The 25352-nt window shown below is 37.2% G+C and carries 17 protein-coding genes; 9 read left to right on the top strand and 8 right to left on the bottom strand.

The window, feature by feature from the left end; genetic code table 11:
- Positions 1–14: 14 nt before the first annotated feature.
- From ACYVHJ_RS22465 to ACYVHJ_RS22435, 7 genes are all read left to right on the top strand, one after another.
- Positions 15–872, top strand: coding sequence for a sugar phosphate isomerase/epimerase family protein (locus ACYVHJ_RS22465; RefSeq protein WP_339902337.1), 858 nt, complete (start codon positions 15–17; stop codon positions 870–872).
- 44 nt (positions 873–916) lie between these two features.
- A complete protein-coding gene (locus ACYVHJ_RS22460) occupies positions 917–2029 on the top strand; it encodes a Gfo/Idh/MocA family protein (protein WP_460519572.1) in 1113 nt (370 codons plus the stop codon).
- A 452-nt stretch (positions 2030–2481) separates the two neighbouring features.
- On the top strand, positions 2482–3951 hold the full coding sequence (locus ACYVHJ_RS22455; protein ID WP_460519569.1) for a potassium/proton antiporter: 1470 nt from the start codon (positions 2482–2484) through the stop codon (positions 3949–3951).
- A 605-nt stretch (positions 3952–4556) separates the two neighbouring features.
- Complete coding sequence (locus tag ACYVHJ_RS22450) at positions 4557–6518, top strand: sensor histidine kinase (protein WP_460519566.1); 1962 nt, start codon at positions 4557–4559, stop codon at positions 6516–6518.
- Positions 6515–6919 carry a response regulator gene (locus ACYVHJ_RS22445; RefSeq protein ID WP_460519563.1) on the top strand — a complete coding sequence of 135 codons (405 nt, stop codon included), beginning with the start codon at positions 6515–6517 and terminating at the stop codon, positions 6917–6919. Before ACYVHJ_RS22450 ends, ACYVHJ_RS22445 begins: the two co-directional genes overlap by 4 nt.
- Positions 6920–7387: 468 nt before the next feature.
- Positions 7388–9370, top strand: coding sequence for a PAS domain-containing sensor histidine kinase (locus ACYVHJ_RS22440; RefSeq protein WP_460519560.1), 1983 nt, complete (start codon positions 7388–7390; stop codon positions 9368–9370).
- Between the two features lies 1 nt (position 9371).
- Complete coding sequence (locus tag ACYVHJ_RS22435) at positions 9372–9776, top strand: response regulator (RefSeq protein ID WP_460519557.1); 405 nt, start codon at positions 9372–9374, stop codon at positions 9774–9776.
- A gap of 122 nt (positions 9777–9898) precedes the next feature.
- Here ACYVHJ_RS22435 and ACYVHJ_RS22430 read toward each other — a convergent pair whose 3' ends face one another.
- Complete coding sequence (locus tag ACYVHJ_RS22430; RefSeq protein ID WP_460519554.1) at positions 9899–11311, bottom strand: sulfatase family protein; 1413 nt, start codon at positions 11309–11311, stop codon at positions 9899–9901.
- 536 nt (positions 11312–11847) lie between these two features.
- On the opposite strand from ACYVHJ_RS22430, the gene ACYVHJ_RS22425 reads away from it, so the two are divergent.
- A complete protein-coding gene (locus ACYVHJ_RS22425) occupies positions 11848–13410 on the top strand; it encodes a protein adenylyltransferase SelO (RefSeq protein ID WP_460519551.1) in 1563 nt (520 codons plus the stop codon).
- Positions 13411–13697: 287 nt separating this feature from the next.
- Here the strand turns inward: ACYVHJ_RS22425 and ACYVHJ_RS22420 are convergent, their stop codons facing one another.
- The 7 genes from ACYVHJ_RS22420 to ACYVHJ_RS22390 form a co-directional block, all read right to left on the bottom strand.
- Positions 13698–14072 carry a DUF3703 domain-containing protein gene (locus ACYVHJ_RS22420; RefSeq protein ID WP_460519548.1) on the bottom strand — a complete coding sequence of 125 codons (375 nt, stop codon included), beginning with the start codon at positions 14070–14072 and terminating at the stop codon, positions 13698–13700.
- Between the two features lie 184 nt (positions 14073–14256).
- Positions 14257–15594 carry a sulfatase family protein gene (locus ACYVHJ_RS22415; protein WP_460519545.1) on the bottom strand — a complete coding sequence of 446 codons (1338 nt, stop codon included), beginning with the start codon at positions 15592–15594 and terminating at the stop codon, positions 14257–14259.
- Positions 15595–15619: 25 nt separating this feature from the next.
- Positions 15620–17098 carry a RagB/SusD family nutrient uptake outer membrane protein gene (locus ACYVHJ_RS22410; RefSeq protein WP_460519542.1) on the bottom strand — a complete coding sequence of 493 codons (1479 nt, stop codon included), beginning with the start codon at positions 17096–17098 and terminating at the stop codon, positions 15620–15622.
- Between the two features lie 45 nt (positions 17099–17143).
- A complete protein-coding gene (locus ACYVHJ_RS22405) occupies positions 17144–20575 on the bottom strand; it encodes a SusC/RagA family TonB-linked outer membrane protein (protein ID WP_460519539.1) in 3432 nt (1143 codons plus the stop codon).
- Positions 20576–20722: 147 nt separating this feature from the next.
- Positions 20723–21670 carry a FecR family protein gene (locus tag ACYVHJ_RS22400; protein WP_460519536.1) on the bottom strand — a complete coding sequence of 316 codons (948 nt, stop codon included), beginning with the start codon at positions 21668–21670 and terminating at the stop codon, positions 20723–20725.
- Positions 21671–21806: 136 nt separating this feature from the next.
- A complete protein-coding gene (locus ACYVHJ_RS22395) occupies positions 21807–22376 on the bottom strand; it encodes an RNA polymerase sigma factor (protein WP_460519533.1) in 570 nt (189 codons plus the stop codon).
- A gap of 226 nt (positions 22377–22602) precedes the next feature.
- On the bottom strand, positions 22603–23931 hold the full coding sequence (locus ACYVHJ_RS22390; protein ID WP_460519530.1) for a Gfo/Idh/MocA family protein: 1329 nt from the start codon (positions 23929–23931) through the stop codon (positions 22603–22605).
- Positions 23932–24218: 287 nt separating this feature from the next.
- Here ACYVHJ_RS22390 and ACYVHJ_RS22385 point away from each other — a divergent pair, with 287 nt between their 5' ends.
- Complete coding sequence (locus ACYVHJ_RS22385) at positions 24219–25220, top strand: 3-keto-disaccharide hydrolase (protein WP_460519527.1); 1002 nt, start codon at positions 24219–24221, stop codon at positions 25218–25220.
- Positions 25221–25352: the final 132 nt, after the last annotated feature.

The raw sequence follows: 25352 nt of genomic DNA, 5'->3' as shown, positions 1-25352 counted from the left end.
AATAAAAATAAGTAATGCCTTTAAACGTAAAACTAGGAGTAAGTACATGGCTATGGACCTCCCCTTTTAGTACCGATACGGTTTCGTTATTCCCTAAAATTAAGAAAATGGGCTTTGACGCAGTAGAAATACCAGTAGAAGACCCTTCTTTAATTGATACAAAAATAGTAGATAAAGCATTAAAGGACAATGCCTTATCTCCGGTAATATGTGCTGCTTTCGGTACAAGTCGGGACCTAACCCATGATGATCCATCATTTCACCAGACAAGTTTTGATTATATTCAAGCTTGTTTTGATATCAGTGCTGCTCTAGGAGCTCAATTTGTAGCAGGCCCAATGTATTCAGCAGTAGGTAAAGCTCGCTTGGTATCTCCTGATCAAAAGAAAATAGAATGGCAAAGAGCCGTAACTAATTTGCAGAAGGTTTGCCGGATGGCTGAGAAATCTGGTCAAAAAATAGCATTGGAACCATTGAATAGGTTTGAAACGGATCTGATCAATACTACTGGTGATTTGATGCAATTGATAGCTGACATCAATCATCCCGCTGCCGGAGTGTTATTGGATGGATTTCATATGAACATTGAAGAACCGAGCATTGAGGCCGCTATCTTACAAGCTGGGGATAAACTTATCCATGTTCAAGTTTCAGAAAGTCATCGAGGAACTCCAGGTACCGGACAAACCAGGTGGGAAGACTTTAGGTCAGGACTCGAAAAAATTAATTATAATGGAACAATATCTATAGAAAGTTTTACACCGGAAATAAAAGAATTGGCAGGAGCGGTTTGCATATGGCGTGCCTTGGCAGAAAGTCAGGACAAATTTGCTTCTGAAGGCTATAAATTTTTAAAGGATTGGGCTAATTAAAAAACTAAAAACAATCATAAGTATAAACCCAAAAATTTGTGGAAATGAGTAAAAAACTAAATATTGCGATCATAGGACTGGGGTTTGGAGCTGAATTTATTCCTATTTATCAAAAACACCCTGAGGCCAATATATACGCCATTTGCCAAAGAAATAAAAAGAAATTGGATGAGATTGGTGATGCCTTTGGCATAGAAAAGAGATATACCGAATATGATGAATTGCTAAAAGATCCTGATATTGATGCGGTGCATATCAACACACCCATTCAGGCACATGCTGAACAATCACTAAAAGCATTGCGGGCCGGAAAACATGTAGCCTGTACGGTCCCAATGGCCACGACAGTGGAGGAATGCCGCCAAATCGTGGAAGAAACCGAGCGTACAGGGCTTACCTATATGATGATGGAGACTGTCATTTACAGCAGGGAATTTCTTTTTGTGAAGGAGATGTATGAAAGTGGCGCCATGGGAAAATTGCAATTTTTACGTGCTAGCCATCAACAAGAAATGGCCGGTTGGCCCGGCTATTGGGAAGGCCTTCCTCCCATGCATTATGCCACGCATTGTGTGGGGCCGGTATTGGCCTTACCAAAGGCCGAAGCAGAATATGTTTCTTGTTTTGGCTCCGGAAGAATTGATGAAAACCTGATTGAAAAGTATGGCTCTCCATTTGCAATTGAGAGTTGCCATATCAAATTAAAAGATAGTGACCTATCTGCAGAAGTTACCCGTTCTCTTTTTAATACGGCCCGACAATACAGAGAGAGCTTTGATGCTTATGGATCTGAAAAGTCATTTGAATGGACTTTAATTGAACATGAAGACAGTGTAGTTCATACAGGAGAAATCCCTGAAAAAGTTAAAATTCCTGATTTTGCGCATTTACTTCCTGAAGAAATAGCCCCGTTTACAACTTCTGGGGTCTACGATGAAGAGGACAATCAACACCTCTCTTTCATTCAAGGAGCAGGACATGGTGGATCTCATCCCCACCTGGTGCATGAATTTATCGCTGCCTTGCAAGAAAAGAGGGCTCCATATCCAAATGCCAAACAATCTGCCAACATCACTTGCGTGGGCATATTGGCACATGAGTCGGCCATGAAAGGTGGCGAAAAAATCAAATTGCCTTCATTTACGTTAAGTAAATAAATTGATCAAACATTAAATAAAAGCTCGAATTTGGAAAGATTCGAGCTCTTTTTTTAACCCCTATTTTGCAATTGGAGCGTAGCGAGTGGTGTATCAAAAGAATTACATCCTTTTAGTAAATTGAGTAATATCCTCGCTATGGCAATGCCAATAATAGCAAGTATTATACTGATTTTCAATTGGTTTCATCACTAAATAAAATAAAATCATTGCAATTTTCGTGTTTCAACAAACCTTTCTATTATACTACTCAGAAACTTATTCTTTTGCTTTTAATCCCAATTAAATACCTTCAGTTAGATAGAAAATAATTGCATTTAAGGATGAACTATTTTTTAAAGTATTAAAATAACCATTATAATTTCTATAGTTTTGTTTAACAGATCGTATCAATAGCTTTCTTTGTCAGGTTAAGGAGTTTTTTCACCTATGTAAAGATTAAACAAAACTGAATGAACATAACGATTGAGAATATTATATTGATAGGTTCTGTGCTATTAATTATTAGCATTATCTTAGGTAAGCCAAGTTACCGTTTTGGGATTCCAACCTTATTGCTTTTCTTAACCATAGGAATGTTGGCCGGTTCCGATGGAATTGGCGGCATCTATTTTGATAATCCGCAAGTTGCCCAATTCATAGGGATTGTGTCGCTCAATTTCATCCTTTTTTCAGGTGGGTTAGATACCAAATGGCCTTCGGTCAAACCTGTTTTGAAGGAAGGCATTGTCCTATCTACCCTAGGGGTCTTTTTAACGGCTTTGGGCTTGGGGTATTTCGTTTTTTGGATCACTGATTTCACTTTAATCGAAAGCTTGCTTTTAGGTGCAATTGTTTCTTCCACTGATGCTGCAGCAGTATTTTCCATATTAAGGGGTAAAAACCTAGCCTTAAAAAAGAATTTAAGACCAACCTTGGAATTGGAAAGTGGAAGTAATGACCCCATGGCCTATGTATTGACCATCGCATTTTTGTCTTTGGTTCAAGAACCAGATAAGGATATTACTTCTATCCTGCCACTTTTTGTTTTACAAATGCTCATAGGAGGTGTTTCCGGGTTTCTTTTTGGTAAGCTTAGCAAGTGGATTATTAATAAAATAAAACTGGATTTTGAAGGGCTTTATCCAGTATTGACCATTGCCTTAATGTTCATTACTTTTTCAGCTACCAACAGCCTATACGGCAATGGATTTTTAGCCATTTACATTTGTTCGGTTTATCTGGGTAATCAAAACATTATACATAAAAACACCATACTGAGTATGTTTGATGGTTTGGCTTGGTTAATGCAAATTGTTTTGTTTTTAACATTGGGCTTGCTGGTTTTCCCGACACAAATAATACCATTCATTGGCATTGGGCTAGTAATTTCATTATTCTTAATTTTTATAGCTCGTCCCCTAGCGGTTTTTATTTCATTAATTCCATTTAAAATGAAACTTCGCCGGAGATTTTATATTTCCTGGGTGGGCTTACGGGGAGCTGTACCCATAGTATTCGCTACTTATCCGCTACTTGCAGGAATTGAAAAAGCTAATATTATTTTTAACATCGTCTTTTTTGTAGCACTTAGCTCAGTTTTAATTCAGGGAACCACTATTTCTCTAGTAGCAAAATGGCTTAAAGTGGGTCTCCCGGAAAGTACAAAAAAACCTAAACTTACAGATAAGTTTATGGAAGAACATCCAAAGACCATTTTGAGAGAGATAAAAATCAAAAAAAACACAGAAGCTATAGGGAAGCAAATTGTAGATTTAAATTTCCCAAAAAACGCCATCATTGCCATGATAGAAAGGGGTGACAACTATTTGATGCCTAATGGTTCTACCATTTTGGAAGTTAACGACAAATTAGTTGTTCTTACAGATAAAATTGAAAACATTAAAGAAGTATACGCTTGCCTGACGATTAAGGTAGAATAAAAGGCTAAAATACGATTGACCATTGACCAGCTAATCTTCAGGAACAACATCGGTAACCTTAATGAAAATAAAAAACTCTGATTGATTTTTATTGAAAATCAATCATTTAACAACTTTAGTTGATAAAAACCGAAATCGATAATTTATTTATAACATATTTACTTATATTTAATATTAGATAAAAGGTATAGCAAGAAATAACCCATAGTTAACAGCGCTATGGGCTCTTGTTATCAGAAAATTCATTTAATTTGAGTTTTTTTATCCTCTAATAATTTATTACTACTAAAATCACCCTTTAAGGTCTATTGACCTTTACCCATTGGTAGTCTTAAGTTATTTTGTAGGTCTTAACCTATACTAAAAATAGTTTTATTATTAACTTATTTCAGCTATTGTCTAGAATGAATGACCAGCGGGAAATCAGGTAAAAAATGCTATTCATTGAATTCTCTTTAGCAAGAGTAAAAAATCTCATGGAAACAAAGGTTTTTAGTTTTAGTATCACTCAATAATAGCAGTAAAGGACCCATTTCATCTGTCGACAGTTAATAAATGGGATCATTTTTAAATCAACATTATAATTAATCAATTATTCTGTTTTTATGGCTTCATATAATTATTTTAATACTCATTTATTTAGAAAAGTGGTCATTACTCTGAGTATGATGATCAGCCTATTGGTAATCTTAGGTTGGGTTTTAGAATTGGTCGGAATATTAAGTATTATACCTCAGGCTGCAACAATGAAATTCCATACAGCCTTAATCTTTCTTTTTTCTAGTATCATTTTGCTTATATCGAAAAAAAATAATTCCGGATTTAAATCCCTTTATATTGGGCTGTCCTATACGATTATTTTTATTGGGGCATTTATTTTGGCGGAGCATCTGGGTTTGTCATTTGTTTCCATTGACAATATTATTATACCCGATGAATTGACAGCAAATAATTCCGGAAGGATGTCTCCTGCCACCGCCATTTGCTCCATTCTAATTGGTGTCGGTTTTCTAGGAAGGTTGTCACCAATCAAGGCCAATAACAAAATAGGATTATATTCTTTCAAGTTTGCGGCTATACTTTCACTTGTAGCCATTATTTCTTACTTACTTTTAATTCCACTTACAAGCAAAACTTCATTCTTCAAACCGATGGCCATTCACACTTCGGGGCTATTTCTATTGATTTCTACCTTGCAATTATTCAACAATCCAAATTCCTCCTTACACCAAATATTAAACGGAGGTTACGAGGGAAGTAAATTGACCAGAAAAATTTTACCTGAAATTATTCTTTTCCCGATACTATCTAGTTTCATATTAATGTTAGTCATCAATTTAGGATTCATATCAGTAGAATTTGGGATGGTAGAATATGCTGCTATATTTATTCCCATTAGTATTCTTTATGTATCCTATATGGCTGTAGGACTCAACAAATTTGAGAAAGAAAGACGAAAACTTACGAACGAACTGGAGGACAGCAATCAGTATTACCTCAAAAGGTTTAAGCAGGGTGTAGATCAGGTATCACTGATTGGTACATTGGATACTAACCTGAACTTTACTTACATAAATGATCTATTCTGCGAGGTCTTAAAATATAATAAAGATGATATATTAAATAAAAACATATCCATACTGCGGTCGGGATATCATGACGATCAATTTTATACTGATTTATGGAAAAAGGTCAAATTAGGTGAGATATGGGTTGATGAAATTAAAAATAAAGCCAAGGATGGTTCCTTTCACTGGACGTTGACTGCAATTATTCCTTTCAAAAATGATAGCGGAGAGATTTTTGAATACATGTCTTTGAGTCAGAATATTACAGAAAGGAAAAATGCTGAAGAGTCAAAAAGCGATTATTTAAAAAAGCTGGAATACAAAAACAAAGAGCTTGAACAATTCGCCTATGTGGCAAGCCACGATCTCCAAGAACCATTACGAACAGTAAATAATTTCACAGAGTTACTTGCCAAGAGACGGACGGAATATTTTGATGAATTGGGTTTAAAAAGCTTACAATTTATTCAAGATGCGACAATTAGAATGAGTGAACTTATAAAAAATTTATTGGATTATAACCGATTGGACAAAGACAATATCTTAACTAAAATAGACTGCAATCAATTGGTTAAAGACGTAGAAAAAGACCTTAACATGAATATTAAAGATGCTGAGGCCACTCTCCTATATGATAACTTGCCTATTCTATTGGGTTATGAAACTCCACTGCGTTTGCTTTTCCAAAATCTTATTAATAACGCAATAAAATTCAGAAAAAAAGACACAAAACCACTTATTGAAATTTATGCTACACTAAAAGCCGGTGAGTGGCTTTTTTCCATAAGGGACAATGGCATTGGCATAGCTTCCCAATATAAGGATAAGATCTTTGTAATTTTTCAAAGGCTACACAACAAAAAAAAATACGAAGGTTCCGGTATAGGACTTGCTCATTGCAAAAAAATTGTAGATCTGCATCATGGACATATATGGGTGGATTCCGTGCCGGATAAAGGGAGTACTTTCTATTTTACGATAAAAAATAAAAAAACATGATAAAGAAAGTTAATTGCATTTTGCTGATTGATGATGATGAACCAACAAACTTCTTACATAATATAATCATTAGTGATTCAGGTCGAGCCGAAAAAGTAGTGGCTGTTCAAAGTGGTTTTGAGGCGCTAGAATATTTAGAAAAAATGGAAAATGGGAAATACCCACAACCGGATATAATCTTCCTTGATATCAATATGCCTGCCATGAATGGATGGGAATTCCTGGAAGAATACGATAATCTGGACGAAGATAAAAAAGGTAAAATTGTGGTGGTGATGCTGACTACTTCTATTAACCCTGATGACAAAGAAAAGGCATTAAGTAAAGGTTTTATAAACGGTTTTTATAATAAACCACTTTCTGTGGAAATGATAGAAAAGGTAATTGATGAAAACTTTTAGCTTCTTCTAAGACACTAAATAAAAAATCATTTGAAAACCTGCTAATTAGTTCATTAGCAGGTTTTATTTTTGTAAACGATCAAACAATTATTTATCAAATTGTCTTTTTTTATTGTCTCTCTCTTTTTACAATTATTTTTCTAATTATTTACTTATTTAATATCATAATAATACAATTCTTATTAATTTATACTTCAGATAAAATAGGGCTTAGTTTTTAATCTATAGATGTAGAATTTCGTGATATGACCAAAATTTGAGAAATAAAATAGGACATTTCTTAACAACTTATAATCTGGATTATTTTTAAAAATGTTTAATGAATTTTCGAACAAACAATTAAAAATATCGTAACTATATTAAAATTTTAAATGGTGTATTTTTTTTTATTTATTAGCAGTAATACCATATTTTAACAAGATAAAGTTTAACTTAACATTATTTTTTATCGGAATAAACTAATCATATATGCGAAATTTAATTTTTAATAATTACTTCAAAATCAAGTTTTCTGATTCAATAGTTAGACAGATTCAAGGTTTTGTTATAGTTATAAGTTTACTTATAAGCATCACTGTCATTTTGGGTTGGTATTTAGAGATGGAGGGCATTTTAAGTATTATACCCGGTAGCGCGACGATGAAGTTTAACACTGCTGTGGTTTTCCTTTTCAGCGGAGTATTACTGACCATTCAACACACCAAAAAAATAACCATCCTTTTTTTTTATTACTTATTGGCTTTAATAATTGTCATCATTGGTGTTTTCACACTTTTAGAATATATAGGCTTGCCCATCTATTCCATAGATAACTTATTTATCTTTGATCAATTCTCATCGAATTATCCCGGAAGAATGTCTCCGGCTACTGCCCTTTGTTCCTTATTTTTAGGTTTAGGATTCATATTAGATCTTTCGCCAAACGATTTTTTAAAAAAGACAGGAGGATTTATACATATGTCAATCGTGTTTATCTCCATCCTGGCCATTACCGCTTATATCCTCTTTATTCCATTGGAAAATAAAGGAATACTTTTTCAATCTATGGCTATTCATACTTCTTCATTATTCCTACTATTCTCTATTTCTAAACTACTAAAAAACACAAAATATGAACTTCATTCTTTAATTTGGGGAAATTACGCTGGTAGCAAATTGATTCGAAAGGTTTTACCATTGATGATATTTTTTCCAATACTATTCAATTACCTTTTGGTTATCGCTATAGATGAAAATTTATTTTCATCTGATTTTGGTATGATTGCCTATGCAACAATATTTATTCCCTTCAGTATTTTTTACCTTTCCTACATAGCTATAGGATTAAATAAAACGGATCTCGAAAAGCAATTGGTTGAAAACAACTTCAGAAATAGCAATAAATATTACAAGCAAATTAAAAATGGGATAGATAAAGCTTTTATTTTAGCCATTACTGACAAATACGGAGTTATCACAGAAGTCAACGAAACTTTTTGTAAAATTTCAAAATACGAAAAAAACGAATTGATTGGAAAAACGCATAGTATACTAAATTCTGGATACCATGACAAAAAGTTTTTTTCTAAAATGTGGAGAACCATAAGGGCTGGAGAAATCTGGATTGATGAAATTAAAAATAGGGCGAAAGATGGTTCATATTATTGGGTATTGACAGCCATTGTTCCTTTTGAGAATGAAAATAACCAAATAACAGAATTTATGGCTTTAAGACAAGACATCACTGATAGGAAAATTGCTGAAGAAAATCGCCTAAAATACTTGCAGAAACTAGAGTATAAAAACAAAGAATTAGAACAGTTTGCCTTTGTAGCCAGTCACGATCTTCAGGAGCCCCTTCGCACTGTTATTAATTTCACAGACCTTCTGGCTAAAAAACAAAAACAACATTTTGATGAAATTGGCCTTAAAAGTCTTGATTTCATTCAAGAGGCAACGGTGAGAATGAGTCTGCTAATCAATAACCTACTGGATTATAACAGAATAGATAAAAACAGCACACTTTCGCAAATTAATTGTAATGAACTCATTGACAGCGTCAAAAGAAATCTTGGGAAAATAATCACAGCCTCCGATGCTACTGTGACTGTCCACAATTTACCTATAATAGAGGGCTACAAAATTCCATTAAGGTTGCTATTTCAAAATTTAATAAGCAATGGAATCAAATTTAGAAACAAAGAGGTTAAACCCTGTATTGAAATAACAGCCAGACCTATAACTGATGGGTTTTTATTTAAGGTGAAAGACAATGGAATTGGAATATCTGTAAATCATCAAGAGAAAATTTTTGAGATATTTAAAAGACTCCACAGCAAAGACAAATATGATGGCTCTGGAATTGGCCTTGCCCATTGTAGAAAAATAGTGGATTTGCATGGTGGGAAAATTTGGGTTGATTCAAAATTAGGTAGCGGAAGTACTTTTAACTTTACGATAAAAACAGTATAAAATGAGAAAAAAAATTAATTGCATCTTGTTGATTGACGACGATAAAGCAACTAACTTCCTCCACAAAGAGGTCATAAGAGAGACCGGATTGGTGAATAAGGTAGTAGATATGGAAAGTGGGCACGAGGCATTGGAATATCTAGAAAAGATGGAAGACGGAAAATACCCTCAGCCTGATATTATTTTTCTAGACATTAATATGCCAGCCATGAGTGGTTGGGAATTTCTTGAAGAATATGATAAATTGGATGAAGAAAAAAAAGCTAAAATTGTGGTTGTAATGTTAACCACTTCCATTAATCCAGATGATAAAGAAACCGCAACAAGCAAAGAGTTAATCAATGGTTTTTTTAATAAACCATTGACATTTGAAATAATTGAACGGGTGATTGATGAAAACTTTTAATTAAAAGGCACTTTTAATACGATTTTAAAGTCAAAAAATGGTTGGAGATTACCTCCCAACCATTATTTGAAAAAAGCATGAATAAAACTATGTCGCTTAATAAATTGCTCAATTAGCCATTTTTAATAATCCATTCCATTGCTACTGCTTTGCACTGAGCGATGCCATTCTTTGAGTTCTGCTTCTAAGGTTTTGGCTACCTCAGGGAATTCTTTAATTACATTGCTTTTTTCGGACGGGTCACTTAACAAATCATACAGCTCAAAGTTTTGTAGATTTTCATTGCCGATTAACTTATACTGATGGCTAACCCATGAAGTTTTGGGTCTACATATAAACCCCATGGCTTTGTCCCTTACCGTCTCCTCACCTTGAATGGCCTTTAAGATACTGGTTCCATCAAGGGGTCTACTGTCCGGGTATTGAAGCCCCAAAAGATCAATAATTGTAGGAAGGTAATCGCTTGTAAATGCAGGAAAATCAATCCTTCGACCACCTTCTATATTACCTTTCCAAGTCACAAAAGCTGGAACCCTCACTCCTCCTTCATATAAACTTCTTTTTCGACCTCGGAAAGCCCCTGCACTTCCGGGGGTTCCTTCTTCCGGACCATTGTCACTGCAAAAGAAAATGATGGTTTCATCCGCTATACCGGCACTTTCCAAAGCCTTCCAAAGCCTTCCAACCTGTTGATCCATGGCGGTAATGGAGCCATAATACAATTGCTCAGGCAAATCTAAATCAGCGTATTCATTTCTAAACGAACTATCTGTAACGACCGGTAAATGTGGGGTATGAAACCAAATTGTTGAAAAGAAAGGTTGATCCTTTTCATGTGCTCCTTCTATAAATGGAATAACCCTATCCATAATAACTCTTGAATCATCACCGCTCACATTGTTTGTTTCCCTTTGATTTTCTCCTTTCCAATAAAAGGTACCATAATCATTTGTACTATCCTTTTCCACTGCCCTCCATCCATAACGCAAACTTTCTCCTTCAATAAATTCCTTGGGATAAACCATAGGGTCATAAGTAGGTACTTTTGATTCCGTACAAAAAAAGGTGTCATAACCATGTTCTGAGGGAATTGAATAATCTTTTAAAAACGCTGCCTTTCCTCCCCGATTGGCGTCGGGAATATCTTTTGAAAGAATACCCAGATGCCATTTCCCAAAATGCCCTGTAGCGTAGCCCTCCTCCACAAGTAGCTCTGAGATGGTTATTTCTTCAGTTTTCATATGCCCCGAATTGGCATAGGGAATATCCATCCTTAGGGGATTTCTTCCTGTGATCAAACTTGCTCTGGTGGGTGAGCACACTGCTGAGGCTGAGTAAAATCGATTGAAAATAACCCCATTGGATGCCAATAGGTCAAGGTTGGGGGTTTTGATCTGTGTATTGCCATTGAAACCCGCATCATACCAACCCTGATCATCTGTCATAATTAGAATAATATTGGGATTTTTTTGAGGGCTTTTACATGAAGAAAAAAGCACCACAAAACAAAATAGAAAACTGGTCAACTTATTCATAGAGTTAAATTTTGCTTTTCAAGGGATGGTAATTCAAGGATCGAATATACTTACTTTTGTTTATATTTAAATTATATCAAAATTTCTTACGGATGGCAGAATTCTTTGCTGCCCCCCAAGACTCCTTACCAAGAAAGCCCTGACCAAAAGAAATTTAATCAGGGCCATCAATTATTGAAGTTTAGCGAACCAATTTATAATCCCACCTCAATCTAAATTGATTTAAAAACGGCTATGTCGTCCCTTTTCGCCCCTTCTGGAGCATGCTGAGATAGGAAAGGGTGGAACTGTCTCATCTTTTAAGGAATTCCCAAGCCTTTTTTTACTCAAATTCCTCCTTAAGCCTACCTATGAGAATTTTTTCACAGTTTTAAGTCGAGCCTAGGTTTTTAACCTTCCACTAAATTTCCTCTCATTGAATAGAGAACTACTTTATCGCTATTGCTGTTTCAAACTTGGGTAACCAATCCCTATTTATGATTGTCCGGATCCATTCAAAGGCTAGGCAGGAAAATGATTAAATTTAAGACCGAGAGATGAAGCTTAACATTCAAAATACATTTACAAGTGAATTACCTGCTGACCCTATTACGGGAAACCAAAGGCGACAGGTTGCAGAGGCTTGTTTTTCCTATGTGGAACCCAGTCCCAGTGCAGCACCCAAGCTAATTCATGTGTCCAAGGAAATGTTGGATAATTTGGGTTTATCAGTAGCTGACAGTAGATCTGCTGAATTCTTAAAGATTTTTACAGGCAATGCGGTATTGGATAATACCCAACCATATGCCATGTGCTATGGTGGACATCAGTTCGGAAACTGGGCAGGCCAGTTGGGAGATGGCAGAGCCATTAATTTATTTGAAGTAGCACATCAGGAAAAACAGTGGGTGGTGCAACTTAAAGGTGCGGGAGCCACACCCTATTCAAGAACAGCAGATGGACTTGCGGTTTTGCGCTCTTCCATTCGGGAATACCTTTGCAGTGAAGCAATGCATCACTTAGGAGTGCCAACCACCAGGGCTTTGTCTCTGGCCTTAACCGGTGACAAAGTAATGCGAGACGTATTGTACAACGGGAATCCTGCTTATGAAAAAGGAGCCATCGTCAGTCGGGTTTCACCAAGTTTTTTACGCTTTGGAAATTATGAACTTTTTACTTCCAGACAAGATGCCCAAACACTTAAAACCTTGGTAGACTTTACCATAAAACATCATTTCACCCATTTAGGCTCCCCTTCAAAGGAGGCTTATATAGCCTTTTTCAATGAAGTCGTGCAAAGTACTTTAGCCCTAATTGTTCATTGGCAAAGGGTGGGTTTTGTTCACGGGGTGATGAATACAGACAATATGTCTATTTTAGGCTTGACCATAGATTATGGTCCTTACGGTTGGCTGGAGGGTTTCGAAGAAGGCTGGACTCCCAATACCACAGATCTTCAGCAAAAGAGATACCGATATGGAAATCAACCAAATATTGGCCTATGGAATTTATATCAATTGGCCAATGCCTTGTACCCTTTGATAGAAGAAGTAGCACCTTTAGAAGATGCTTTGAACCAATATAGAACAGGTTTTCCTAAAGCAATGATTCAAATGATGCGACAAAAAATAGGCCTATCAACAGAAAAAGAGAAAGACATCGCTTTAATTCAAGAATTAGAACGGCTTTTGCAGGAGGCAGAAACTGATATGACTATATTTTTCAGGTTGTTAAGTAAAGTAGAGAAAGCTGACACTTCAAATGGTTTAGACCTAATAAAAGAAGCCTTCTACACGCCTTCTGAATTATCAGCTAGCCTACGAGAAGATTGGGAAGCCTGGTTCCAATTTTATGGAAATCGCCTGCAAGAGGAAGCTGTTTCTGACCAGGAGCGAAAGAAAAGCATGAACCAAGTTAATCCAAAATATGTACTTCGAAATTACATGGCCCAATTGGCCATTGATGATGCTGAAAATGGAGATTATGGCCTTTTGGAGGAATTGTTTGAACTGTTGAAAAAACCTTATTCAGAACAAACACATCAAGAAAAATGGTTTGCCAAACGTCCTGAATGGGCGAGACATAAGGTTGGTTGTTCCATGCTCTCCTGTAGTTCTTAATCATGTTGGTGAATTGGATATACAAATTACCCATTGGTTATTCGGAAGTGATTTATAAAAACAAGAAATATGGACTAACAAGAACCGATTTAAATAAGGGAAAAAGTATTAAAATTTATGCCAAGGAATTGGGGGGAAAGAATTTTATTAGCCTAAACTATTATATAACCAACAAGCAAGATTTATTAAAGCCCTGCGAAATGTCTGATCATAAGGTCATCCATTTCTTGAAAAACCTCGAAATTTTAGGTTAAAATTTAAGCTAGCCTATATTCTCAGGCACAATATTATTGTTTTATTCCTGTTTTCTCAAAAATCTCCTGTATGCCTTTCTTGATTGGAAATGGTTTTAAAGGTGGCACATCAGCTCCACCGGGATTACCCAAAGGAACCTTACCCACAAAAGATTTAACTCCTCCCAATACCAATCGAGGAATTTGACCAATTATTTCTCTATAACTTTTGACTTTTATCCCAAACAACAGCATTTCCCAATGAACGTAGGTGTGGGTATAAGGATACCTTTGCCCTATAATGTGGGCATTTTCCAAATGGTTCCATGCTTTAACAAGGTTACCGGCTTCAAACTCAATCCTGTAACTTTCAAGGGATTCTTGAAAATAAGGCACTAAACCTGAGGGCATAGAAGTGTAAATTTTCATATCAAATACAATAGTGCGTACAGCTGTCAAACGTTAAATAAAACCTTTAAGTTTTTCTCTTTCCTTATGACAATGGGGAATAGATTGAAATTAATTCTACTTTAAGGTTCATTTTTTCCAGCAATTTTAAGGGTATCCCTGATAAAAAAATAGGAAAGGGAGAAATTCCCTTTCCTATCAACCACTATTTATTCCACCATTTATTCAGTGAGGCTGTAAGTTTTTGTACTACCTCAGGGTGTTTCTCTGCCAGGTTATTTTCTTCCAGAGGATCCTTTAAGATATTGTACAACAATACTTCTTGCGTATCCTCATTGGCTACTCCCGGTACAATGATTTTCCAGGGGCTGGTAATAAGCATTCTACTTTCCAAAGTCTTTTCCGGCACATCTACCCCCTTCATATCATGCGCAAAATCCATGCTGTAGATTTCTTTTCTGTTTTTTAAAGCTTTCTTATCCATTATATTGATTCCTTGCATATTAGAAAGCGGGCCCATCCCCACCGCAGCCAAGGTGGTTACCGCCATATCAATGCTGCTTGTCAAATTGGAATGATCCATTTTAGGCTTGATTTTCCCTGGCCATTTATAAATAATTGGTGTTCTTATCCCCATATCCAAAGGAGCCTGCTTGGATCCCTTAACATATTTATTCGGTACATCCGGATCTTGAATCCATCCATTATCTGTGACAAATACAACGAGGGTATTCTCTGTAAGTCCTTTTTCTTCTACCCTATCCAAAAGCTGACCCACAGTTATGTCAAACCATTCACACATGGCCCAATAGGATGCAACTGACTTGCTTGGGGCCAAGGGCAGGTATTTCTGAAATAATGAGTCCGGTGGGTTATGAGGAGAATGAGGCAAAAATGGAGCATACCATACAAAGAAGGGCTTGTCTTCATCGATGGCATGATCCATAAAATCGAATATAGGATCCATTCCTTCACGTCCAATTTTAAGACCTACATCTCCATGTCTTCCACCTCTACTTGGATCACCATGGGTCATTCCATGAGTAAACCCTCCTTCTTTGTAGTTTCCACCCCACCATTTCCCTGCTTGGAATGACAAATACCCTAATTTTTTCAGAATCATTGGGATGGTGGGGTGTTTTTGAAATTCATCCAAGTAGTCTTTATAAAGCCGAGACCTGGCGATTTGCCAATCATTATTGTAACGCTTCCCTGCAAATTTAAACTCCGGATCATTCCCTGTAATCCCATGTTGATAAGGGTAAAGACCAGTAATTATACTTGCCAGTGAAGGACTACAGAGTGGGGCTGTCACATAACCCCTAGTGAAGGTATGACCTTCATCAGCCAATTTATCAATATTTGGAGTCTCAATATGTGGGTGTCCGGTAAAACCATAATCATTCCATGCTTGATCATCGGATAGTATATAAATAATATTGGGCTTTTCTTCCTGCCCGTAAGATGTCATCTTCGTAATTGACATCAAAATGAGCACCGCAAATGCCCACCTCAAAGGACGAATCCTATTTGTTTTTTTCATTGTAAATTATTTTGGTTTTCTAAGTTTAATAGCCTGAATTCTGTTCCAGTCGGTTGATCAATATTTGTTCTGCCGGTATAGGTGCCAATAATTTATATTCAGCCACATCAAAGGAAGCATCAAAAAGGAAGGATTTCATCTGTTTTTCCCTTTGTCCATGAGCGGCCATTACTTCCAAGGCTTTTCCGGTTCTCTTCAGGTCATACCACCTTTGGTTTTCAAAACAAAATTCCACTTGGCGTTCTTTCAGAATCAAGTCCTGTAAGCTCTCTTGGTTATACCCTTGTAGTGGTTCTGTTAAACCTGCCCTGTTCCTTACCATTTCTACATAAGGAATGGCTTCTCCTGTTCTACCTTGTCCATTTAGGGCCTCCGCATACATCAACAATACATCTGAATAACGCAAGACCGGCATATTGTCCCCACATCGATCATCGGGGGCGGAAACTGGTGGTTTAAACTTTCCAATATAAGACAATTCTCTTATTTCACCATCCCAATCCGGCCCTGTCCAGGTATTAATGGACACCTCTTTTCGTTGGTCTCCTTCCTCAAATGCCTCAATAAGATCGCGCGTGGGGATATTCCAACCGGCAGAAACCATACTAATATTAGGCCTATTGGTTATTTCGCCTTCAGAACTCCAAGGGGCAAACATGAATATAAACCTATTGGATAGTTCGCGGTTGTTTTCTGAATACTGAATTGCAAATAATGTTTCAGTGAAATCGGGATTGGATGGATCATATAGATCCGCATAATTCGGAAGCAAGCTATACTGATTGGCATCTATTACCTCCTTTAAACTACTTTCTGCTGCGGAATAATTTTTTAAAGTAAGTTGCACTTTTCCTAATAAAGCTTGTGCGGCATATTTATTCGCTCTACCATCCTCATCTACCGATGTAGCATTAGAGAAATGGGTCACAGCACTTTCAAGGTCTTTTATTATTTGTTGGTAAACCTGCTCCTCGGTGGACCGATCAATATTTACAGCTTCCTGTGCAGTAATAGGTGCTGTCACCAATGGCACGCCACCAAACTGTCTTACCAGGTTGAAATAATAAAGTCCACGCAAAAACAAGGCCTCTGCTTTGGACCTGTCTTTATAAGCTTGGTCGGTCCAGGAAACCCCTTCCCTATCTATTTCAGCCAATAATTTATTACATCTGGTGATTCCATTATATGATCTATCCCAAAATTGAGCATAGCCCCTATTGTCAGAGGTAATAATGAATTGATCAATAACTCCCCTTACGGCCTCCCCGGTCCTGATATTGTACTGAAAACTCGTATTGTCAGATATCAATTCTGCCAATACCCAATGAAGATCCTTTTCATAATCCCTCATTGGTACATAGCAACCATTGGCCAGAAGAATAAATTCTTCCTGTGTCTGATAGAAGTTACCTTCATTTAAAGTCGTCTCCGGGAAAATCTCCAGAAAATCCTCTGAACAGGCACTCATTCCCAAAAAGACAAGTATATATAATAGCTTTTTCATGTCTGATTATTTTTTGTGACGCTGAATTTTTAATTACAATTGCGTTTAAAAAGATAAATTGATACCTATGGAGGTGGTCCTTGACAATGGATAAGAAGTCATGTCAAACCCGGGAACCAGGGTATTGTTTCGATTGGCTGCTTGCCCTTCCGGATTGGCCCCTTTATAATGAGTAAACATGGCCAAATTTTGTACGGTCATGTATATTCTTGACCCCTTGATTACTTTTAATCGCTCCATTAATTTACTTGGAAGCGTATAGCCTAAAGTAAGATTCGAAATCCTAAGGTATGATGCATCTTCCACCCAAAGGGTAGACACCCGGTGTCCCCAGCTAGGCCTCACTTGAGGGATTCCGGAATGAATTCCATCTCCCGGATTTTCGGTACTTCTCCACCGGTTTACCCAATCTTCGTCCACATTAAAAAACCCTTGAAGATTGTCCGTCGTCTGGCGCAAACCATTCATCACCTGACCACCACTTTGCCCATTGATTATCAATCCCAGGTCAATGTTTTTATAAGCAAAATTGTTTGTAAAACCGAAGATAAAGTCGGGATGTGGGTTACCGATAATGGTATAATCCAGTACATCATTGATCAAGCCATCTCCATTAACATCCCTATACTTGACATTCCCTTCATATACTTGAGGGGTTTTAACGATATCCGGATTCTCCATGTCTTCCGGGGTATATACACCCTCCAATACAAATCCGTAAAATTGACCAATTGGCTTACCTACTACGGAAACATGCGTTGGGTTACCGTCATTGTTACCGGCCAATATCCGTACGGTATTGTCATTCAAGGAAATTACTTTATTTCTATTAAAGGCAATATTTGCATTGATGTCCCAGGTGAATGCCCCAACAAAAGGTGATCCACCCAAGGCAATTTCCAGCCCCATATTTCTTACATTTCCTTGATTAATTGTCTGAGAATTAAAGCCGGTAATGGTAGGGATAACATCATTGAGTAGCATATTATTGCTTTCTCTTCTATACAGATCAACCAATAGACTTAACCTACTGTCCAAAAACTGGAAGTCCAGCCCAAGGTCAAACTGATTGGACTCTTCCCAAGTCAGGAATGGGTTCGACAAACCTACGGAGGAAGCTGTCACTTGATTGTTGCCAAAAACATAAGAGCCGGCACTTATGGATGCTAGATGGGCATAATTACCTATGTTATTGTTTCCACTTTTACCATAACTTGCTCGAATCTTAAATTCGTCCATCCAGCTTATATTCTGAAAAAAGTCTTCTTCAGAAACCCTCCAGGCTGCTGCAAGCGAAGGGAACATGGCAAAACGATTTTTATCCCCAAAACGAGAAGATCCATCTGACCTAAAGGTAGCTGTCAATAAATACTTGTCTTTGAAGGCGTAATTGACCCTACCCAAATAGGATATCATGCTCCATTCATTAATGGCCTCCCCCCAATTCGTAATACTTTGTGCAGCATTAATGGTGGTGATCAAGTCGTTCGGAAATGGGCTTGCCCCCAAAGAAATATTATTTGAGGTAAACTTTTGGGTGGTATAACCTAAAAGGGCATTGATTCTGTGATCCCCTCTGTTTAAGTCATAGTTCAGTGTATTCTCTATTAGCCAATCAAAACTATTCCTCCGGCTATTGCTCGATGATCCGGTACCTGCCGTAGGAGGCCTATTGGAAGCACCAATGGTACTTGGAGTATATTGTTCATATTTCGATACTTCAAAAATGGTATTAAGAGATGACTTGAACCTTAAATTCGGTAAAATTTCAAGTTCTGCAAATGCCAAGCCTAAATTTTGGAAAGTGTTCTGCTGCATTTTTATTTCCTGTAGCGCAAACAATGGGTTCACAAAGCTCCAGGCGGAATGAAAGCGACTTTGAGGGGCAACAATATAGGGTTTAATGTTTCCGTTCTCATCATAAGGGGTAGAAATCGGATTGGCCCATATACTCACTCCCAAAATATCATTCCTGTTTAGATTGGTGCTGGCCCGGTCCTGCTTTATAAAAGTTGGTTGGATGGTTGCTCCAATTTTAAGCTTATTGGTCACATTACTTTCTATCCCCAAATTACTGCTAAACCTTTCAATACCGGTATGCTTAAGCACCCCTTCTTGCTTGAAGTATCCTATACTAAAGTTTATTTTAGAATCTTTGGTACCTTTCTGCATGCTGAAATTATGATCCTGTATTTTAGCAGTTTGCAAAACCAAATCATACCAATCTGTTCCCTGACCGGATAGGGCTTCCAAATCTCTATATTCTTCCGGATAGTCAGCCAGAGTAGGCTCCCTTCCTTCGGTTTGCCTCACACCAATAGCTATTCTATCCCGCTGAAATTCAGCAAACTCTCGCTGATCCAGTAATTGTGGGCGGCCTTTTTGAGGCACTTGCTGAACACCTACCATGGATGAGAAATTGATATTGGTCTGTTCTAACTCACCTTTTTTGGTGGTGATCATGATTACCCCATTGGCTCCCCTAGAACCATAGATTGCAGTAGAGGAAGCATCTTTTAAGATTGTAATGGACTCAATATTATTTGGGTCAATAAACACCAAAGGGTTCAAGGTTTGATTCATCCCTGATGAGTAAGGCATCCCATCTATCACATAAAGTGGCTCATTGCCCGCTCCAAGGGACCCACTCCCACGGATCTTGACTGAGGTTCCTGCACCGGGAGCACCTGATACTTGCTGGATTTGTACACCTGCTACTTGGCCAACCATCTTTTGATCCAATGATGAAACGGGTAAATTTTTGATAGCTTCCTGATTAACTGAAGATACTGCGCCGGTTACATCTTCTTTCTTTTGGGTACCATAACCTACCACTACCACTTCTTCCAAGGCTGCCTGGTCACCCAATAAGGTGATTTCGTACACCGTTTGGTTACCGACAGTGATGGATTGACTTTTGTATCCGATAAAAGAAACCTTAATGATACTTCCGGGCCCTACATCAAGAGTAAATTTGCCATCGATATCTGTAACAGTACCCTTGGTTGTCCCTTCAATGATTATCGTAGCACCGGGAATTGGATCTCCCTCTTCATCTTTCACAGTTCCTTCTATAGGTATAAAGGCCTCTTCTGCACCGTTTGAAACCGGAGCTTGATCTGAAAGCACTACGACATTTTCTTCCGATGAAAGCCCAGGCTTTACATAGATCGTGTTGTTTACTCTTTTAAATTCAAAAGCGGTAAGCTGTGCAAGGTGTTGCAGTACTTCCTTTAGGTTACTTTCCTGAAAGGAAAAGGTAAATTGGTTGTCCAAACTTCCTACCTTTTGATTATAGGTAAAATTGAATAGGGTTTTTTCTTGGATAATATCCAATACCTCTTCAAAAGTTTTGGACTGAACGCTTATGCTTAAGCCCACATCCTCCAAATTTTGACTTTTCGAAGGGGTGGCCATAATAAATTGCATTGCAATCACCTGAACAAGGAAGGCATACAGAAGCCTCTTTGATGCCATGATCAATAGTTTTAGTAAATTAATTTCCATAATTTTAAATGCTTAAAATTCTTTTCGGGTTAGTTAATTGATGAGTGTTTTAAGTATGATCCAGGACTGTTCCAGCAGTTGCTGGATCATTTTTTTTTAGTTTTTACTTCATAGTTATTATTTACATTTATTCACTTTTATAAAAATTGTTTGGGTTTCTATATCTGTTTGGTAACTGAAATCTAAAATATGCCGCAATCCCAATAGGATGGTCTCAATGCGCTCTCCGGAATAAGCCCCCGTAATGGCACAATCAATTTCCTTATTAAGCATTGTTAATTCAATATTTACTCCGTAAGCCCTTTCTAAAATTGAAAAGACTGATGCAATGGATTCTTCTTGAAACTCTAATTTTCGGGTATGCCAGCCTATGTAATAATCAGGATTAACTTTCTTTACCTGAATCTCTGAGGCTTTTAACAAAGCCTGCTGGCCTTGAGCCAATACCACGTTATTATTTGAGATTTTATCCGCCACCTTGACTCTTCCGCTTGCCACAGTCACTTCCGTATTTTGGTGGGTATTAATATTGAATGATGTGCCTAGTACTGTAATCTCTGAGGAATCCATTACAACTTTAAAAGGTTTATTGGCATTGGCTGTTACATTAAAAAATGCCTCTCCTGTTAAGTACACCACCCTACTTTCTGAATCAAAAATTTCAGGGTATTCGAGTTTACTGTTTTCATTGATCCTTACAGTACTTCCATCAGCCAAAGTCACCATGGACCGCATTCCCTCCCCGGTCATTTTCACGAAAAAAACCGGTTCTTTATCTTTTTCCATCGTGTGATAAACGAGCAAACCTAGCATAGAAAAAATAAAAATTACCGCTGCTGCTTTCCTAATGACTGGAAACAAATGCCTACCCGGCTTTTTGTTCCGACTTTTCTGTTTTAAATTTTCCCATACCCTGGCTTTTGATTTCTCTAAATCAAAAGGTTTAGGTTCCTTACCCAGTTTAGCCAGATCATCTAGGAATGAATCAAATTCTTTCTTTTCCTTGGCGGAAGAATTGGCTTTTCTATACCTTCTAGCCCAGTTAATTAATTGCTTAATTTGCATAAAATACCAAAGGGTTATACAGTAGAGTACCACAAACCCAAAAGATCAGCTAGTGTGTTGGTAAAAAAATTATTATTTATTTCTCACAATGCTAGAATTCTATTGGCTAAATCGTTTTCACAGGAGAAAATGAAAATTACAACCAACCAAAAAATAGTAAAACGATAAGCTCCAAGGACTGTCTTAAATGATACAAAGCTTTTTTTATGTGATTTTCAACAGTAAAAACTGAAATACCCAACTTCTTTGCTATTTGTTTGTTACTCAAATAACTAAACCTGCTTAACTCGAATACATTCCTACACTTTCTAGGTAATTTCTCCACAGCATTCTCCAAAAGTGAACGGGTATCTTTTTCTTCTAAATATTCATCTGTGGAACATATTCCCAGACTATTTTCTATATAATCCAGTTGCTCCCTGTTCCATTTATTCTTTCGAATCTCTTTAGAAATTTGATTTCTTGCTGCCCCGAAAAGGTAGGGCAATAAACTGGTATAAGTTAAGGTTGGTGGTTTATTCCAAAGTGAAATAAAAATATTTTGAGCGACATCTTCAGCTGCCTCCCGGTCTTGCATTACTTTAAATACATACCGATAAATTGGATCAAAATGCCGTTGATACAGAACTTCAAAAGCACCATGGTTTCGATGTTCCATAATCAACCGCAGAAGTTCTTGGTCATTATAAGAGGTAATTTTAGTCAATTTTGGGTTATGCTAACTTGTAATACGCTAATAAAAAGAATTTAATGCATAATTCAAATAAAGATTTTATCTCACTGTAAATCAAACACTTGAATAAATTAACTACAAACCAAATCAGTTAAAAAGATCAAATACTTCTTTTAAATCTCAAAAGTTGGTTTAGAAAAACACATCTTGGACTCTTGATCATAATTGAGTAATAGGAAATCAGTTATTTATCCTTGATTTAAACGGTAGGAAGTTTCCATCCACCGTGATATTCTGGTTGGATTAGGGCATTGCCCTTACTATTGCCTTTAAAATTACCTGATCCTGCATTCCAATCCAAAACATTCTCACCTGACCTTACTGCGATGTTTCCCATATGGGCATAAAGGGCAACATTTCTGCCTATTTCAACAGGGCAGTTGGTAGCAGTTCTTTCTTTTACACTTTTTAAAAAATCCAACACATGTATTTCCATGGCACTTTTGCCGGTAAAATTAAAATTTGCCTTGGCCAATTTGCTGGCTTCTTCACTTTCTTCCTTATTGCCCTGTAGGATTTTCCAGTCCCCTCTATCAGCAATTATTGCCCCTTTGTCGCCGATGAATTCTACACCATACGGCTTTTCATAGGGACCTACAGCTATACCGGCAGTATGTGTCCAATGAATGAAATAATTCTCCATAGGAAAACTGACGTCCATAAGCTCGTATGTTTCACGACTATAAGCGGTCTGGTTGTAATTGGCCCCTGAGGCAATGACCAGTTTTGGTTCATTCTGAATATTTTTGGCCCATAGCGCCATGTCCAAAAGGTGTACCCCCCAATCCGTCATCAAACCTCCTCCGTAATCCCAAAAATGCCTCCAATTGCCATGAACCCGATTGGGATTGTAGGCTCTTTTGGAAGCAGGACCTTGCCAAAAATCATAATCCAAACCTTTTGGAATGGCTTTATCAGGTACTTTGGGGGCACCCATTCCGTAAGGAAAATTGGCCCAGACATTGACTCGTTTTATTTCTCCGATTCCCCCGGCATGAATATGAGCCATAGCGCTGTTCCAAACTTCACCACTCCTCTGCTGTTGCCCTACCTGGACCACTCTATTGTATTTTCTAGCCGCTGCAAGCATTAAATTACACTCCTCAATGCTATTAGCCAATGGTTTTTCTACATATACATCTTTTCCTGCTTGGCAGGAAAGTACCATCATCAAGCAATGCCAGTGATCAGGCGTACCAATGATCACAGCATCAATTTCCTTATTGTCAAGCATTTCCCTAAAGTCATTATAGCGTTTCACCACTTGTCCGTAGTTTTTTTCCACCTCTTCTACACGCTGCTCCATTATATTTTTATCCACATCACAGATACCAAGGCAATTTACCTGGCCTGTTTTCAGCATATGACTTAAAATACTAAACCCCTTATTCCTAGCTCCAATTAAACCAACATTGACCTTTTCATTGGCAGAAATTTCAGGATAGAGAGAAAAATCAGGTTTTAGTAAACCCATCCCTACTGCCGAAGCACTGCTCTTTTTTAAAAAATCTCTTCTTGAATGTTTCATAACCATATGTCAAACCTTATTTACACTGGAAAAAGCCGAATTCATTTTATTTATCACTGAAAGTTAACATTTACACTCATATTTATATTGCTTTTCATGAATTTTATAAAATGTTTAAACCATAAAAACCTAGAATATAACTTAATTCTACGGTTTGATATGTATTACCCCTAAATTTTCTATCAGGTTTAAGATTTACTCAAAAAAGAAGTTTAGTATAGAAATAAATTTTTACATTCAATTTCTTATCGATAAAAATGAATGTAAACGCTTAACTATAACTCAAAATGAAAACAATCATAAACTCAGTATTATTTCTTTTTATAACCACCGGCATTTTTGCAAATAACTTACCAATGGACCAAAAGGCCAACCCGTTTTTAGGAATGTGGGGATTGGAGGTAGAAGGTGGAGGTGTGGGATGGCTCCATGTAAATGAAGACCAGGGTTTTTTAGATGCTGAATTGTTGTGGATAGGCGGAAGTGTATTGCCGGTATCTCATGTGTATTTAGCCAACGAAAACACTTTGGTGGTTACAAGAACAAACCAATCTAAGAAAAATGATGACAGAACACACACAATTACCCATACATTAAGGATTGAAAAAAATGGAGATGTATTAAAAGGAACCATGTCCGGACCCAGGAGAAACGGTGAATATACCGCTAATTTCACTGGAAAAAGAATGCCTGAAATGCCTCCAAAACCGGATCTTTCTAAGGTGAAATACGGCAAGCCCATAGCCTTGTTTAATGGGGAAGACTTGAGTGGTTGGAAATTAATGAATCCCAATCAAAAAAACGGATTCAAGGTGATGGATGGCATCTTGGTCAATGACCCCATTCAACCCGAAAATGGCAAACATATTTCCTATGGTAATATTAGGACGAATGAAGAATTTAGTGATTTCAACTTAACACTTGAAGTAAATGTCCCCAAAGGAAATAACAGCGGAGTTTACCTGAGAGGAATTTATGAAATTCAGGTAGTTGACTCTTATGGAAAACCTTTGGATTCCCACAATATGGGAGCTCTTTACAGCCGTATACAACCAAGTCAAGCTGCTGAAAAACCAGCCGGGGAATGGCAATCCATGGACATCACACTTGTGGATCGCCATGTAACGGTTGTTTTAAACGGAAAAACAATCATAGACAATCAGCCTGCCTGGGGACCTACAGGTGGAGCCATGAGTGCCGATGTACTTGCTCCCGGCCCAATATATTTACAGGGTGACCATGGCAATGTAAGCTATAGAAACATTGTATTAACCCCGGTCAAAAAATAGGGCTTGGTATTCTTTTGATAAATATTCTCTTAGTATATTTCTAAATTAAAGATTCGGATTGTTCATTCTTTGGGCAATCCGATTTTTTTTCCAAAAAACACATCAAATCAGAACAACCTAACAAATATTATC

Source organism: Cyclobacterium sediminis (assembly GCF_054781075.1).
This window is presented reverse-complemented; position numbering and strand designations above follow the sequence as displayed.